Annotated in this window: 13 protein-coding genes; 2 read left to right on the forward strand and 11 right to left on the reverse strand. The window is 44.1% G+C overall.

Annotated features, from left to right (window positions below):
* Positions 1-25: 25 nt before the first annotated feature.
* The 10 genes from ICN28_RS01210 to rpsB form a co-directional block, all read right to left on the reverse strand.
* Entirely contained in the window at positions 26-565 is a 540-nt protein-coding gene (locus ICN28_RS01210; protein ID WP_255536076.1) for an OmpH family outer membrane protein, read from the reverse strand.
* A gap of 18 nt (positions 566-583) precedes the next feature.
* Positions 584-2908, reverse strand: a complete 2325-nt coding sequence (gene bamA / locus ICN28_RS01215; RefSeq protein ID WP_216285612.1) for an outer membrane protein assembly factor BamA — start codon at positions 2906-2908, stop codon at positions 584-586.
* Positions 2905-3975, reverse strand: a complete 1071-nt coding sequence (locus ICN28_RS01220) for an RIP metalloprotease (protein WP_216285615.1) — start codon at positions 3973-3975, stop codon at positions 2905-2907. Before ICN28_RS01220 ends, bamA begins: the two co-directional genes overlap by 4 nt.
* A 2-nt stretch (positions 3976-3977) precedes the next feature.
* Complete coding sequence (ispC, locus tag ICN28_RS01225) at positions 3978-5171, reverse strand: 1-deoxy-D-xylulose-5-phosphate reductoisomerase (protein WP_216286821.1); 1194 nt, start codon at positions 5169-5171, stop codon at positions 3978-3980.
* Between the two features lie 50 nt (positions 5172-5221).
* On the reverse strand, positions 5222-6067 hold the full coding sequence (locus tag ICN28_RS01230; RefSeq protein WP_216285617.1) for a phosphatidate cytidylyltransferase: 846 nt from the start codon (positions 6065-6067) through the stop codon (positions 5222-5224).
* Positions 6068-6073: 6 nt separating this feature from the next.
* A complete protein-coding gene (locus ICN28_RS01235; RefSeq protein ID WP_216285619.1) occupies positions 6074-6889 on the reverse strand; it encodes an isoprenyl transferase in 816 nt (271 codons plus the stop codon).
* 22 nt (positions 6890-6911) lie between these two features.
* Positions 6912-7472 (reverse strand): ribosome recycling factor, encoded by a 561-nt coding sequence (frr, locus tag ICN28_RS01240; protein WP_216285621.1) that lies wholly within the window; start codon positions 7470-7472, stop codon positions 6912-6914.
* Positions 7473-7493: 21 nt separating this feature from the next.
* Entirely contained in the window at positions 7494-8204 is a 711-nt protein-coding gene (gene pyrH / locus ICN28_RS01245) for a UMP kinase (protein ID WP_216285624.1), read from the reverse strand.
* Between the two features lie 98 nt (positions 8205-8302).
* On the reverse strand, positions 8303-9184 hold the full coding sequence (tsf, locus tag ICN28_RS01250; RefSeq protein ID WP_216285626.1) for a translation elongation factor Ts: 882 nt from the start codon (positions 9182-9184) through the stop codon (positions 8303-8305).
* Complete coding sequence (gene rpsB / locus ICN28_RS01255) at positions 9184-9933, reverse strand: 30S ribosomal protein S2 (RefSeq protein WP_216285628.1); 750 nt, start codon at positions 9931-9933, stop codon at positions 9184-9186. Before rpsB ends, tsf begins: the two co-directional genes overlap by 1 nt.
* Positions 9934-10106: 173 nt before the next feature.
* Here rpsB and map point away from each other — a divergent pair, with 173 nt between their 5' ends.
* Together map and ICN28_RS01265 are read left to right on the forward strand one after the other, a co-directional pair.
* The gene (gene map / locus ICN28_RS01260; protein ID WP_216285630.1) at positions 10107-10937 is read left to right on the forward strand and encodes a type I methionyl aminopeptidase; all 831 of its coding nucleotides are present in this window, start codon (positions 10107-10109) and stop codon (positions 10935-10937) included.
* A gap of 8 nt (positions 10938-10945) precedes the next feature.
* Positions 10946-13510: a [protein-PII] uridylyltransferase gene (locus ICN28_RS01265; protein WP_216285633.1), complete on the forward strand. Its 2565-nt coding sequence runs from the start codon at positions 10946-10948 to the stop codon at positions 13508-13510.
* Here ICN28_RS01265 and ligA read toward each other — a convergent pair.
* The gene (gene ligA / locus ICN28_RS01270) at positions 13507-15516 is read right to left on the reverse strand and encodes an NAD-dependent DNA ligase LigA (RefSeq protein WP_216285634.1); all 2010 of its coding nucleotides are present in this window, start codon (positions 15514-15516) and stop codon (positions 13507-13509) included. The genes ICN28_RS01265 and ligA overlap by 4 nt on opposite strands.
* Positions 15517-15525 lie beyond the last annotated feature (9 nt).

Raw genomic sequence — 15525 nt, forward strand, 5'->3', positions numbered from 1 at the left:
CAATTCCAATAAAACTAATAAATGATTAACGTGAGCTATTTAAAGCTTTAATCACATCATCAGTTACGTCAATACGAGGGTTAACATAAGCAGCCTCTTGAACGATCAACTCTAATTTGTAACGTTCAGCAACTGACTTGAGGGCTTGGTTCGCTTTTTGAGCAATCTTTGAACGCTCTTCGAAACTGCGCTGGTTTACATCTTCAGTGAACTCACGTTGCTTACGTTGCAACTCACGATCAGCATCAGCCAGTTCGCGCTGCTTGCGCACACGATCCGTATCCGACATCACCGCTGCATCTTTATCCAACTTCTCTGCTGCTGATTTAATTTTTTGTGCTTCGTCACGTAAATCTTTTTCACGTTTTGCAAAATCGCTCTGAAGTTTTGCTTGACTTGCTTTAGCAACATTAGATTCTTTAAAAATACGCTCAGAATTAACAACGCCAATTTTGCTGCTGAAATCTTTTTCATCAGCTGCAACCGCCTGACTTGTTGAGAATCCAGTTGAGATAACCAATGCAACTAAAGTTGCATTTAAACGACTCATCACTAAATGTTTCATACATCTACCTTTAAAAAATTAAAACGCTGTGCCAATTTGGAATTGAAAACGCTGCAAACGATCATCTGGCTTGTCATTAATCGGAAGAGCATAACTGAATTTTAATGGTCCCAACGGAGAAATCCAAGAAAGACCAAAACCATAAGACTTACGTAATTCAGATAAGTTCACAGTACCATCAAAAACGTTACCTGCATCAAAGAAGCCAAACAACCTCAATGTCTTATCAACTCCTGAACCAGGAATTGGGAAAGTATATTCAGCATTAGCTACTAGTTTTGAAGACCCCCCAGTTGGACTTTTAACTCCCGTTGGAGTGGTTGTGCCAGCATAATATTGGTCAGTTTGCGGACCCAGTGAACCTGGCTCATAACCCCTCACAGATCCAATGCCGCCAACGTAGTAGTTCTTGGTGATCGGGAAGGTTTTACCGTTGTACGTATCACCATAACCAAATTCACCATTCAGAGAAATTACATTGCCTTTTAAAAGAGGATAAAAATACTGATGCTGGTAGTAACCACGGTAGTACTCTAAATCACCCAAAGCTGTACCCAATTCTAGGCTGACCTGTTGATAGGTTCCGCGTGATGGAATTAACGCACTGTCTCGGCCATCTCTAGCCCATCCAACAGTTAAAGGAATATTAAGACTGGTCTCACCATATTCTTTTAAATACGCTTGATAAGCCTGAGGTGTATTGATAGTTGTTGTCATTTTAAGTTGCTCGACACCAATACCAAAGAAAACTCGATCTATCTCAGAATAAGGAACCCCAAGCTTAAAGCTACCACCCGTTGATTGAACCTTGTATTCAGTGTCACCAGCATAGTAAAGAGGCATACTACTTCTTGTATAAAGCTCTGTAAATCGACTGATACCATCCTCTGTAAAATATGGATCATAGTTAGAAACAGCAATCGTTCTGTTTGTTTTACCAGTATTGATATTCAAGCCAATACTTGTACCAGTACCAAAAGCATTTTCTTGAGAAATACCCGCACTTAGGATTAACTTATCCGTCGATGAAAAACCCGCACCCAAATTTAATGAGCCAGTCGGCTTTTCAGCGACCTTCATATTGACATCAATTTGGTCAGCGGTATTTGGCACCTCTTCATTGGAAATATCAACTTCTGTAAAGTAACCCGTTCTATTCACGCGATCCTTAGATAACTTAAGCTTCTCACTGTCGTACCAAGAACTTTCAAGCTGCCTAATCTCTCGGCGAATCACCTCGTCACGGGTTTTAACGTTACCGACTACGTTCACCTTACGCACGTAGGTACGCTTACCAGGATCAATTGTTAAAGTTAAATCAACTAATTGCTTTTCTCGATCCAAGGCATTCGTTGGTGTTGTCGATGCAAATGCATAACCGTAAGCGCCTAATTTATCCGCAATTGCAGTAGTAGATGCCGTTAATTTGCTGGAAGAGAAAATCTCGCCCGTTTTTAACTGCAATAACTTAGTTAACTCATCTTCCTTACCCAACAACTCACCGGCCAACTTAATGCTAGAAACTTTGTACTGAAGACCTTCTTTGATATTGATACTGAGATACATTTCAGTTTTATCAGATGAAATTGAAACTTGGGTCGACTCAATGACAAACTCAAGGTAGCCACGACTCAAGTAAAAAGAACGAAGAGACTCTAAGTCAGCAACCAGTTTTTGCTTTGAATATAAATTATTTTTGGTATACCAAGACAACCAATTACCTGAGGATAGCTGCATCTCATCATGCAAAGCTGACTCTTTAAAAGCATTCGCACCATTGATGTTAATGAGTTTAATTTTTGAAACATTACCTTCGTCAACGTTAAACACAATAGCAACGCGATTTCGATCAACGGGTGTTACGGTTGTTTTTACTTCGGCAGCATAAAAACCTCTAGAAACATATTGCTTCTTAAGCTCTTGCTCTGCTTTATCAATAATTGACTTATCGTAGTAACGACCATCTGTAATGCCGGCTGCCTTAAGCGACTTTTTAAGACCTTCCTTATCAAACTCTTTCAGCCCCGTGAAGTCAACTAAAGAAATAGCTGGGCGCTCTTCAAGTGAGATAACTAAAACTTGATTCTCCGACTGCACTTTGACATCTTTAAAGAATCCAGTGTTGTATAAAGCGCGGATAGCATCAGCAGCTTTGTCATCTGTGAAAGTCTCACCAACACGCACTGGCAAGTAACTAAAAACAGTTCCAGGCTCAACACGCTGTAAACCTTCTACGCGGATGTCTTTAACCACAAATGGGTCAGCAGCAAATGCTTGGCCCGATAAAAGGCTAACTGCAATCGCAGCTAGAGGAGTCAGTAGTAATTTTTTACTTGGTTTCAACGTAAAAACAATCTAGAAATATCATTAAACAAAGCCAAAATCGTTATTGTCATCAGGCCAGCCATTCCAACTCTTTGTAAAACATTCTGCCAGGACTCTGGAATCCGTCGTCCTGAGATCAACTCCCATACATCATACATGAGCTGACCACCATCAAGCATGGGTAAAGGGATCAAATTAAGAATCCCTAAACTGATACTAATGAGGGCCAAGAACCCTAAGTAGGACTGCCAGCCAATCTGGGCTGATTTTCCAGCCATATCCGCAATACTAAGAGGTCCGCCGAGCTGCTTAATTGATGCTTCCCCTGTAAAAATACCCAATAGCATCCTGATGGATACGATGCTGACGTCCCAAACACGCTCAGAAGCGACTGAAACAGATTTTAAAGGGTCTAGTTGAAGCTGAAACCAAGCGATGGGTTCCGCCACATCCGGCTTTAACCCCAAAGACAATAAAGGATCGGTTTCAGGAGTCAGCTTTTTAAAATTTTCACTTTTAAAAACAATGACTTGCTCTTGATTTTTTGCATCTTTGACTTGCAACGTAAAACCCTCTTTTGCAGTCACCGCATCCAATAATCGCCAGCGCAACTGGTTCCAACTAGCAATCAGCCTAAATTCGTCATCACCAGCTTGCTTCCAACCAATAATCTGATCTCCACCAACAATACCAGCTTGGTGGGCGACTGAATCTTGAGCGGGCTCCACCATCTTGGCGGGCAATTGAGGAACTCCCGAAGAAAAAAGCACCGCCAAAAAGAAGATCGCCAGTAAAAAATTGGCGATAGGACCTGCAGCAACAATAAAAGAGCGCTGCCATAGCTTTTTTGATTTAAAAGACTCATCATCCATCTTCACGTAGCCACCCAAAGGCAAGCTGGCCAACGACCACTGTGTCGACTCTGGGTTTTTTTGATAGGACCAAATCGATTTACCAAAACCTACAGAAAAAGTAAGAACTCTGACGCCACATAACTTAGCAGCTGAATAATGGCCAAATTCATGAAAGCTCACCAGCACGCCAATTGCCACCAAAAACGCCAACAAACTCCAAATAGCATCCATACTTAATAATCTTTCAATATCAGTTGAGCAATTTGCCTTGATTCAAGGTCAGCCTGTAAAACCAGCTCAAGGCTATTGGCTGCGCCGGACTGGAATCGGTCTAAAACCTTTTGCACCACGACGGCAATATCAGTAAATTTCAAGCGTCCATCTAAAAAGGCCTGAACCGCAATCTCATTAGCCGCGTTTAAAGCCGTAGGCAATAATCCTCCCGCTGCCAGAGCACCATAAGCCAAATTAATACATGGGAAGCGCTCTGTATCAACCTCTTCAAAGCTTAAACCTTTGAGAGACTTGAAGTCCAACTCTTGAACACCAGCATGGATTCGATGGGGCCAACCCAAACCATAGGCAATCGGCGTTCTCATATCAGGCTGTCCAAGCTGAGCAATCACAGAGCCATCGAGATACCTGACCATCGAATGAATCACGCTTTGCGGATGAATCAATATCTGAATGTGAGTGGCATCAAGTCCAAATAAATAATGAGCCTCAATAAGTTCCAAACCCTTATTCATCATGGTGGCTGAATCCACCGATATTTTTCGTCCCATCACCCAGTTAGGATGTGCACATGCTTGATCGGGTGAAACATGGGATAAATCAGATAGTGCCATGGTTCTGAATGGGCCACCAGATGCCGTCAATAAAACTTCTTTGATGCCAAGCTGGGTGTACCGACCTCTTGAACCACCATTCGACGTATTGGCATCGGGTAGGCATTGATAGATCGCATTGTGTTCACTGTCAATCGGCAAAAGCTCAGCGCCACTTGTAGCTATGGCTTTCATGAAAATATCGCCTGACATCACCAAAGCTTCTTTGTTAGCAAGCAAAATTCGTTTGCCTGCTTTGGCTGCTTCAATGGTTGGTAATAAACCAGCCGCTCCAACAATCGCTGCCATCACCGTATTGACCGATGACAGCGTTGAAGCAGTCACCAATGCATCTGGACCATAAAGCACTTGTGTTTTAAGTCCTTGTTGGCGCAGTAGCTTTTCTAACTCTTGGGCAGCCTCGGCTGTTCCAACAACAGCTAACTCCGGATGAAACTCAGCACATTGCTCTGCAAGCAAGGTAACCTGCCGGTGAGCTGTGAGTGCTTGGATCTTAAATAGCTCAGGATGCTCACGCACCACATTGAGTGTGTTCACTCCAATAGATCCTGTTGAGCCTAAAACACAGATAGCTCTCATAGCCGACGGGTTACTTGTTTGATGGATGATCACTTGGGTTTATTACTTCGTTATTGAGTGATCAAGATCACGATCAGACCTGCCACAGGAAGCACTGGTAATAAAGCATCAATGCGATCCAAAAATCCACCGTGACCAGGCAATAGGTGGCTACTATCTTTCACACCAGCAATGCGTTTTAACTGCGACTCAAATAGATCACCCTGGATACTCATGGCGACGCAAAGTATTGTGATAGCTACCATACCCAACCAACCCAATTTTTCCGTTAGCAACGCAAAATAGTTCAATTGAAATAGTTCAACATTATCTAAAACTAAGCCACCAAGCAATGCAATGATTAAAACCAAAATACAGCCACCAACAGCACCTTCAATCGATTTACCGGGACTTAATCGAATCGCCAACTTATTTTTACCAAACGCTTTACCTGCAAAATAGGCGCCAATATCAGCAACCCAAACCAAAACTAAAACCGATAAAAACAATGTCATGCTGATGCCACGTAAATACATCAAGGCAAACCAGCAAGCTGGAAAAATGAATAAACCTGAAATAACCAATGGCCAACGCCATTTTTTCAGATCAAATTCTAAAGACTGCTTCATGATCAGTGGCACGATCACAATCCAAAAACCAAGAGTAATCCAGAGCAAAAGTTGCACAGCATCCATTCCAGCGTACATGAACCAGGTAGCTAAATTAAGAAGGCAAATGCCCGCGTAAGAGATTGCTCTCTTTTTATTATTAGGGAATAGAAGTCGCCACCATTCCCATGAGGCCAACGTGATAACCAACGCTAACAGAGCTCCTAACCAGATTAATGGGGCTAACCAAAGAACTGGTAAAAAAATACCTAATAAAACCACTGCCGTTATCACGCGAGCTTTTAACATGGGAACCTAAGAGTTAGCCTTATGGGACGGATTGGCAGCAGGATCAGAAGAGCTAACCTGCGCACTGGTTCTGCCAAAGCGCCTCTCGCGATCGCGGTACCAAGCAAAAGACTTGGCTAATTCTTTGGCATCAAAATCTGGCCAAAGAACATCCGTGAAATAGAGCTCTGTATAAGCCAATTGCCAAAGCAAGAAATTACTGATGCGTTGCTCACCACCTGTGCGGATAAATAAATCAGGCTCTGGCGCATAAGACATCGATAAATAAGGTGTTAATAGTTCTTCAGATAACTCATCCGGACTTAACCCTGGATGCTGCTTCAAGCAAGAACGCATGGCTTGAAGAATATCCCAACGACCACCATAGTTAGCTGCAATGGTTAAGTTCAAGCCTGTGTTGTTAGAGGTCTGGCCTACAGCCGTTGAAACTCTTTCTTGAATCACTGGATCAAAACGACTCAAGTCACCAATCAAACGTAAACGAACATTATTCCGATGTAAACGGGAAATTTCTTTTTCCAAGGCCGTTAAAAACAATTTCATCAAGAAACCCACTTCCTCAGCAGGTCTTCTCCAGTTCTCAGAACTGAATGCAAACAATGTCAGGTGCTCCACACCAAGATCACCACAAGCCTTGACGATATCCCTGACTGTATCCAGCCCTTGAGAATGCCCAGCCACTCGAGGCAGAAAACGTTTCGTCGCCCAACGACCATTACCATCCATGATGATGGCAACGTGTTTGGGAATACCAGCTACTGCAGGTACTCCCTGCGTGGAGCTAATATGGTTGGACTGCGAAGATGAAGATGATTGAGTCATAAGCTCTATTCAGGTTAAAAACCTAAACAGTCATGATCTCTTTCTCTTTTTCAACAATGATTTTGTCGATTTCAGCAACAAAGCGATCTGTCATTTTTTGAACTTCGTCTTGTGAACGGCGCTCTTCATCCTCAGAGATGTCTTTGTCTTTTGCTAATTTTTTCAACGCTTCGTTTGCATCACGACGCAAATTACGAACCGCGATTTTAGAATCTTCGCCCTCACCTTTAACTACTTTAGTGAGCTCTTTACGACGCTCTTCAGTTAAAGCCGGCATTGGCACACGAATAATGTTGCCCTGAGTAGCAGGATTTAATCCCAAGTCTGACTCACGAATCGCTTTTTCAACAGCACCCATCATGCTCTTTTCCCAAGGCTGAACTGTCAAAGTTCGTGCATCCGCCAAACCTAAATTCGCGACTTGAGCTAAAGGCGTTGGATTGCCGTAGTAATCCACATTGATTTGTTCCAAGATGCCAGGGTGCGCACGACCCGTTCTAATTTTTTGTAAATTGGACTTTAATGACTCAATCGATTTGGTCATTTTTTGCTCTGTATTTTTTTTGATCTCCATAGCTGGCATGATCTTTTCCCCTTTTATTTCTTAAACGTGTACCAAAGTACCTTCAATTTCGCCCATGACTACGCGTTTGAGAGCCCCAGGCTTCAATATAGAAAATACCTTGATAGGTAATTTTCTGTCGCGGCATAAAGCAAAAGCTGTCGCATCCATCACCTGTAAATTTTTGATGATTGCTTCATCAAAGCTGATGGTGTCATATCGAGTTGCTGAAGCATCTTTCTTAGGATCGCTGGTGTAAATACCATCAACTTTCGTGGCTTTCAGAACAATCTCAACTCCCATTTCTGCACCGCGTAGCGCTGCAGCTGTATCTGTTGTAAAGAATGGATTACCTGTACCTGCAGCAAAAATCACCACCTTGCCCTCTTCCATATGGCGAATCGCTTTAGGACGGATATAAGGCTCAACCACTTGATCCATACGCAGAGCCGATTGAACTCGAGCCTCCACACCTTTTTGACGCAGGGCATCCTGCAAGGCCAAGGCGTTCATCATCGTCGCTAGCATACCCATGTAATCGGCTGTAGCGCGATCCATACCTGCAGCACCACCGGCCACACCTCTAAAAATATTACCGCCACCAATCACGATCGCTAACTGAATACCGCTAGCAACAACATCAGCAATGTCTTTGACCATCGCATCGATCGTCGTAGGATTAATGCCATAAGAGTCATCACCCATTAAGGCTTCACCTGATAGTTTCAATAACACTCGTTGGTATGCTGGCATCTTATTTATCTCTCTCAATGTCGGTGAATCTCAAGTTCTAAAAGTATAAAGGGCACGAAGGTTAAAACCCCGTGCCCTTGTGGAACTACTCGTACTACTTAGGCCGTGGCTTTTGCAGCAGCTACTTGTGCAGCAACCTCAGCTGCAAAGTCGTCTTGACGCTTTTCAATACCTTCACCAACCACATACATCGTAAAGCTCTTAATTGTTGTGTTTTTCTCTTTCAACATTTGCTCTACAGTCTGCTTGTCGTTTTTAACGAAAGTTTGATTCAACAAAGACACTTCTTTCAAGTACTTCTGGATAGAACCTTCAACCATTTTTGCAACGATCTCAGCAGGCTTGCCAGACTCTGCAGCCTTTAGCTCAGCCACACTCTTTTCAGTTGCAATTTTGTCTGCAGGTACATCCGCAGCAGATAAAGCAACTGGCTTCATCGCAGCAATGTGCATTGCAACGTCTTTAGCAGCAGTTTCGTCACCGGCGTATTCAACCATCACACCAATACGCGTGCCGTGCAAATATGAAACTAATTTGCTATCACCAGCAAAGCGAGTGAAACGACGCAAAGACATGTTTTCACCAATTCGACCGATCAACTCAGCGCGAACTTCTTCAACTGTCTTACCAGCGTATGGCAAAGCAGACAAAGCAGTCACGTCAGCAGGATTGCTCTCTGCGACCAACTTGGCGCAAGCATTGCTTAGCGCTAAGAAGTCATCATTCTTTGAGACAAAGTCTGTTTCGCAGTTCACTTCAAGCAAAGCACCTGTTGTGCCGTTGATAAATGCAGTGATCACGCCTTCTGCTGTTACACGAGAAGCGGCTTTACCAGCCTTACTTCCCAACTTAACACGCAGAATTTCTTCAGCTTTGGCCATATCGCCATCAGCTTCAGTCAAAGCTTTTTTGCACTCCATCATTGGAGCATCTGTTTTGGCGCGTAATTCGCCAACCATTCCAGCAGTTACTGCAGCCATTACTCGCCCTTTCCTTCTTCAACGAACTCTTCAGCATCACCCTTAACAGCTTCTAAAACTTGCTGAACCGCATTTGCTTTACCTTCAAGGATGGCATCTGCCATGCCGCGAACGTATAGTGCAACAGCTTTGCTTGAGTCGTCGTTACCTGGAATAACGTAATCAACACCTTCTGGAGAGTGATTCGTATCAACCACAGCGATCACTGGAATACCTAATTTCTTAGCTTCAGTGATAGCAATCTTGTGGTAGCCCACGTCAACGATAAAAATCGCATCAGGAGAACCAGCCATATCTTGAATACCGCCAAGTGACTTCTCGAGTTTTTCGATATCACGGCTAGTTGTCAAAGCTTCTTTCTTTGATAAACGCTCCCAGTCGCCGTTTTCACGAGCAGCTGTCATGTCTTTCAAACGCTTAATAGAACCTTTAACTGTTTTGAAGTTAGTCAATGTACCGCCCAACCAGCGAGCATCAACGTAAGGCATACCAGCACGAGTCGCTTCTTCAGCAATGATCTCTTTAGACTGGCGTTTTGTACCTACGAAAAGGATTGTTCCGCGGTTAGCCGCGATTTGACGAACAACTTTTTGCGCTTCCAAATACATTGGTAGCGTTTTTTCGAGGTTAATAATATGGATTTTGTTACGCTGGCCGAAAATATAAGGGGCCATCTTTGGGGACCAGAAGCGTGTTTGGTGGCCAAAGTGGCAACCGGCTTCGATCATTTGACGCATCGTTACTGACATATAAACTCCTGAGGGTTAGGTCTAGAACCAAGTCCTGACTGCACTAAAAAGTGCCACCCTGGACGGCTTGGCTCGCTATTCTGATCCAGACTATCTGAACCAGTGCCCAAATTGTACCTCAAAATTAGTAACAGAGCCATGAAAACATTGGATTTATGCTGGATAATCACATCATGTTGACCGAAACCAAAAAACCAAGCACTGAAGAATTCATCGCCGGTATGCGTGAAGCTGGCCGTTTAGCCAGCGAAGTCATTGACCACGTGACCCCTTTTGTAAAAGCCGGGGTCACCACGGGTGAAATTGACCGTATTTGCCACGACTACATGGTGAATGTTCAAAATACGATTCCCGCCCCTCTTAATTACCAACCGCCCGGCTATCCGCCATTCCCAAAAGCAATTTGTACCTCCGTGAATGACGTGATCTGCCATGGCATCCCTGGGGATCGCATCCTAAAAGACGGTGATAGCGTTAACTTAGATATCACTGTGATTACGCCAGCGGGCTATTTTGGCGATACCAGCCGCATGTTCTTGGTCGGTGAGCCGTCTATTTTGTCCAAACGCTTAGCTCAAATCACGTACGAAGCTATGTGGCTAGGTATTGCTCAGGTCAAACCGGGCTGCACGTTGGGTGATATTGGCTACGCGATTCAAACACACGCTGAAAATGCCGGTTACTCGGTCGTTAGAGAGTATTGCGGTCACGGAATCGGTCAAGTATTCCATGATGATCCACAAATAGTTCATTACGGTAAGCCTGGTATGGGTCAAAAGATCTATGAAGGCATGACTTTCACGATTGAACCCATGATCAATGCGGGTAAAAGAGACATCAGAACCATGCCTGATCAATGGACAGTCAAAACAAAGGATCGTAGCTTGTCAGCGCAATGGGAGCACACATGCTTGGTTACAGCCACAGGAGTTGAGGTTTTAACTTATTCAGCAGGTAGCCCACCACCACCTGACTGCGTCGCTGGTTTGAAATTTAGACCTTAAGGTTGCTCATGAATACCCTTGCTCAACTCAAGATGCAAAGGGAGGCCTTATTCACCCAATTCAAGAGCGACTTAAACGTCAACAAACTCACAAAAGTCAGCTGTGATTTAACGGATCAACAACTTTTAATCGCTTGGAATGAAAGTGGTTTAAGCAATCAAGCGGCACTCGTTGGCGTTGGCGGCTTTGGTCGAGGGGAACTCTTCCCCTACTCCGACGTAGATATCCTAGTCCTGCTCTCAAACAAACTGAGCGAGGCAGATCTTGCCCTGATTAATCCAAAGATTGAAGCGTTCATCACGCGCTGCTGGGACCTAGGCATTGAGATTGGCTCCTCCGTCAGAAATATCGATGAATGCCTTCATGAGGCTGCTGGAGATATTACAGTCCGGACATCGATGCTGGAGTCACGCTGGATTGGTGGCGATAAAAAAGTCTATCGCGATTTCTTAGTTCAGTTTGATGCTGCGATGGATTCAAAAGCGTTTTATCAAGCCAAGTTATTAGAGCTCCGCCAAAGACATCACAAATATAACGACACACCCTATTCTTTAGAGCCGAACTGCAAAGAAAGCCCTGGAGGCCTGAGAGATCTGCAAGTGATTCTCTGGATGACCAAAGCCGCCAAGCTGGGTAATAGCTTTTCTGATCTTCACAAAAAAGGATTGCTAACCAAGCGTGAATCTCTTGAGATCAATCGTAATCTGAAGTTTTTACAAACACTAAGAACCCAATTGCATTTGATCGCAAAAAGACGCCAAGACGTTTTGGTCTTTGATTTGCAAACACAGCTTGCTGAGTCCTTTGGACTTGAGCCTGACAGCGGACACCGCGCCAGCGAAAAGATCATGCGCAGGTATTACTGGGCCGCAAAGGCTGTTACCCAGCTTAATGAAATTTTGCTGCAAAACATTGAGGCGATTCTTTTCCCAAAAGAATCCAGAGGAACACGACCTGTCTCAGAGCACTTTGTTGAGAAACAAGATGTATTGGATATTGTGGATCCACTTCTATTTGAAAAGCATCCCGATCAAATCCTAAGAGCGTTTTTACTGTATACAAAAACACCTGGCGTTAAAGGTTTTTCAGCGCAGATTTTGCGCGGTCTTTATAACGCCAGAAATTTGATGAATGCTCAGTGGCGTAATGACCCTCAAAATAAAGCCTGCTTTATCGAGATCGTCAAACAACCAGAGGGTGTGACTCAGGCATTTCGCCTAATGAACCAAACCAGCGTACTAGGTCGTTACTTACCGGCATTCAGAAAAATTGTGGGTCAGATGCAACATGATCTGTTTCACGTTTACACCGTGGATCAGCACATTCTGATGGTACTTCGCAACGTTCGAAGATTTTTGATCGTAGAGCATACCCACGAGTTCCCGTATTGCAGTCAACTTGCGGCTAACTTTGATAAGCCTTGGTTATTGATTCTTGCTGCCCTTTTTCATGATATTGCGAAAGGTCGTGGTGGCGATCACTCCGAACTCGGCAAACGAGATGCCCGACTTTTTGCGAAGAGCCATGGTTTAGATAAAGAAGAGACCGAGTTACTCGTCTGGTTAGTTAGTGAACATCTCACCATGAGTCAGGTTGCTCAAAAGCAAGATATTGGTGACCCTGATGTCATCAAAGCATTTGCTAAACGCGTTAAAACAGATCAACGCCTAACAGCTTTATACCTTCTCACTGTTGCCGATGTTAGAGGAACCAGCCCAAAGGTTTGGAATGCTTGGAAAGGCAAACTCTTAGAGGATCTTTATAAGCTCACCCTCAGAGTGATTGGCGGTGGTGAACATGACCTGAGCTCGGAATTAGAGCAACATCAGGATGAAGCTAAGAAGCTATTACGTTTATTTGGACTTCAAACCGATGCCCATGAGAAGCTCTGGCAACAATTGGATATTTCTTTCTTTTTAAGACATGAGCCAAGTGATATTGCATGGCTGACCAAACATCTATACAGTCGCACCCATTCGGAAGACCCCATTGTCAGAGCAAGACTCTCTCCTATTGGAGAAGGTTTACAGGTAGCTGTTTATATCAAAGATGAAGCAGATTTATTTGCCAAGATTTGCTCTTACTTTGATCAGCAAGGTTTTTCTATTCTTGATGCTCGAGTTCATACAACGCAACATGGCTATGCATTGGATACATTCCAAATATCGGGCACGAACTTATTGCGTGAAGGTGGTCACTACCGTGACATCATTCAATTAGTTGAACACGGTTTAACAGAGTTATTAAAAACACATAACCCTCTACCAACACCCAACCAAGGTCGCCTATCTCGTCAGTCTCGCAGTTTCCCAATTCAACCTCGAGTGAGCTTAAGACCCGATGAGCGTGGTCAACACTTTGTATTGTCGATTTCAGCAAGCGATAGAGCCGGTTTACTTTATACGGTAGCTAAGATACTCGCTGAGCACCAGATCTCTTTACATACAGCTCGAGTGAATACATTGGGTGAGCGAATCGAAGACGTGTTCTTGTTAACAGCTCATCATTTGAATAGCGATCCTAAGCTGCAAATCAAACTAGAAACAGAATTGCTAGACGCTCTAGCGATTTAATTTGATGAAGAGTTTAGTAGTTTTAGTAGTTCCGCTTCATCAATCACAGGCACACCTAACTGTTGGGCTTTCTCCAGCTTAGAACCCGCCTCTTCTCCAGCAACCACATAAGATGTCTTAGCGGATACAGAACCGGCAACTTTGGCGCCGGCATTTTCGAGTAGCACCTTGGCTTGATCTCGTGACATGGTTGGCAAGGTACCCGTCAGAACAAAAGTTTTACCAACTAAGGCAGGATTGATCTGTGATTGCTCAACTTCTAACTGAAGACCAGCAGCAAGCAACTGTTCAATCACTTCACGATTGTGAGACTCTTGTAAAAAGCCTATGAGTGACTTGGCAACTACTGGTCCGACGTCGTTAACTTGAAGTAAGTCTTCTTCTTTGGCATCCATCAGCGCTTCAATGCTGCCAAAGTATTTCGCTAAATCTTTAGCAGTGCTCTCGCCAACATGGCGGATACCCAAGGCAAAAATAAAACGCGCCAAGGTATTGCTTCTGGATTTTTGGATAGCTACCAATAAGTTTTCAGCAGACTTTTCACCCATACGCTCTAAATTGGCTAATGCCATTAAACCAAGCTGATAAAGATCAGCTGGCGTTCTGACAATTTGAAGATCCACCAATTGATCAACGATTTTTTCACCCAAGCCTTCAATATCCATGGCACGACGCTGGGCAAAATGGAGCAATGCTTGCTTACGCTGAGCTGGACAGAACAAGCCACCAGAGCAACGTGCGATAGCTTCACCTTCAAGTTTTTCAATATGAGAACCACAAACTGGGCACTCGGTTGGCATGATGAAGCTAGCCGCAGCAACTGGGCGTTTTTCCAATATGGCAGAGACTACTTCAGGGATCACATCCCCAGCTCGTCTCACGACAACCGTATCACCGATATGGATATCTTTTCTTCTCACTTCATCTTCATTGTGAAGAGTGGCATTGGTGACGGTGACACCCCCGACAACTACAGGTGCCAATCTTGCAACAGGGGTAATAGCACCCGTTCTACCAACCTGTACATCAATACCTAAAACGGTCGTTAAAGCCTCTTGTGCCGGGAACTTGTGAGCCACGGCAAAACGCGGTGCTCTTGAAACAAAGCCCAAATCCTCTTGTTGCTCACGGGAATTGACTTTGTAAACAACGCCATCAATGTCATAAGGCAATTGGTCACGTAACTGCCCGACCTTCTCATAAAAAGAAATCAGACCATCGATTCCTTTTACAACAGCCCGGTGCTCACAGACCGGTAAACCCCATTGCTGATAGGCGTCCAATAACTGAGAATGACTTTGCGGCATTTGTTGTGGAGGTTCGCATTGACCAATACCGTAAGCATAAAAGGATAAGGTTCTCTGCGCTGTTACTTTGGGGTCCAACTGACGCAAGCTTCCAGCTGCGGCATTTCTGGGGTTAGCAAAAGTTTTTTCTGATTTATCGATTGCTTGTTGGTTAAGGGCATTAAAGTCCTTATGACTCATGAACACCTCGCCACGCACATCCATCACTTCCGGAAAGTGAGATCCCTTTAATTTAAGAGGAATCGCCTTAATCGTTCGAATATTAGCTGTGACGTCTTCACCGCTAAACCCATCACCTCTGGTGGCCGCTTGCATCAGAATACCGTTCTCATATCTCAGAGAAATGGCTAAACCATCAAATTTGAGCTCAGCAGCATAGTTGATTTCAGGAAGCTCCAAACCCTCGCGACAACGACGGTCAAAAGCGATAGCTTCATCATTTTCCAAAGCATTATTAAGAGACAGCATAGGAACCACATGCTTGACCTCTGTGAATAAATTATTGGCTTGTCCGCTGACCCGTTGCGATGGTGAATCAAGAGTGACCCAATCCGGATGAGATTGCTCAATTGCAATTAACTCGCGGTAGAACTGATCGTATTCAATATCCGGAAGAATGGGGTCATCCAAGACATAGTAAGCATGATCAAGCCTTGCTAACTCGTCCTTCAGCCAAGCGTATCGGGCCGAATCAGTCATGCCTTGAAA

It is taken from the genome of Polynucleobacter sp. 30F-ANTBAC (genome assembly GCF_018882385.1).
In the GTDB taxonomy this organism is placed as follows: Bacteria; Pseudomonadota; Gammaproteobacteria; order Burkholderiales; family Burkholderiaceae; genus Polynucleobacter.

What these genes read in the sequence shown, in the direction of transcription:
- ICN28_RS01210 (WP_255536076.1), bottom strand. Translation starts at nt 565, where the DNA reads ATGAAACATTTAGTGATGAGTCGTTTAAATGCAACTTTAGTTGCATTG.
- ICN28_RS01220 (WP_216285615.1), bottom strand. Translation starts at nt 3,975, where the DNA reads ATGGATGCTATTTGGAGTTTGTTGGCGTTTTTGGTGGCAATTGGCGTG.
- ispC (WP_216286821.1), bottom strand. Translation starts at nt 5,171, where the DNA reads ATGAGAGCTATCTGTGTTTTAGGCTCAACAGGATCTATTGGAGTGAAC.
- ICN28_RS01230 (WP_216285617.1), bottom strand. Translation starts at nt 6,067, where the DNA reads ATGTTAAAAGCTCGCGTGATAACGGCAGTGGTTTTATTAGGTATTTTT.
- ICN28_RS01235 (WP_216285619.1), bottom strand. Translation starts at nt 6,889, where the DNA reads ATGACTCAATCATCTTCATCTTCGCAGTCCAACCATATTAGCTCCACG.
- frr (WP_216285621.1), bottom strand. Translation starts at nt 7,472, where the DNA reads ATGCCAGCTATGGAGATCAAAAAAAATACAGAGCAAAAAATGACCAAA.
- pyrH (WP_216285624.1), bottom strand. Translation starts at nt 8,204, where the DNA reads ATGCCAGCATACCAACGAGTGTTATTGAAACTATCAGGTGAAGCCTTA.
- tsf (WP_216285626.1), bottom strand. Translation starts at nt 9,184, where the DNA reads ATGGCTGCAGTAACTGCTGGAATGGTTGGCGAATTACGCGCCAAAACA.
- rpsB (WP_216285628.1), bottom strand. Translation starts at nt 9,933, where the DNA reads ATGTCAGTAACGATGCGTCAAATGATCGAAGCCGGTTGCCACTTTGGC.
- map (WP_216285630.1), top strand. Translation starts at nt 10,107, where the DNA reads ATGTTGACCGAAACCAAAAAACCAAGCACTGAAGAATTCATCGCCGGT.
- ICN28_RS01265 (WP_216285633.1), top strand. Translation starts at nt 10,946, where the DNA reads ATGAATACCCTTGCTCAACTCAAGATGCAAAGGGAGGCCTTATTCACC.
- ligA (WP_216285634.1), bottom strand. Translation starts at nt 15,516, where the DNA reads ATGACTGATTCGGCCCGATACGCTTGGCTGAAGGACGAGTTAGCAAGG.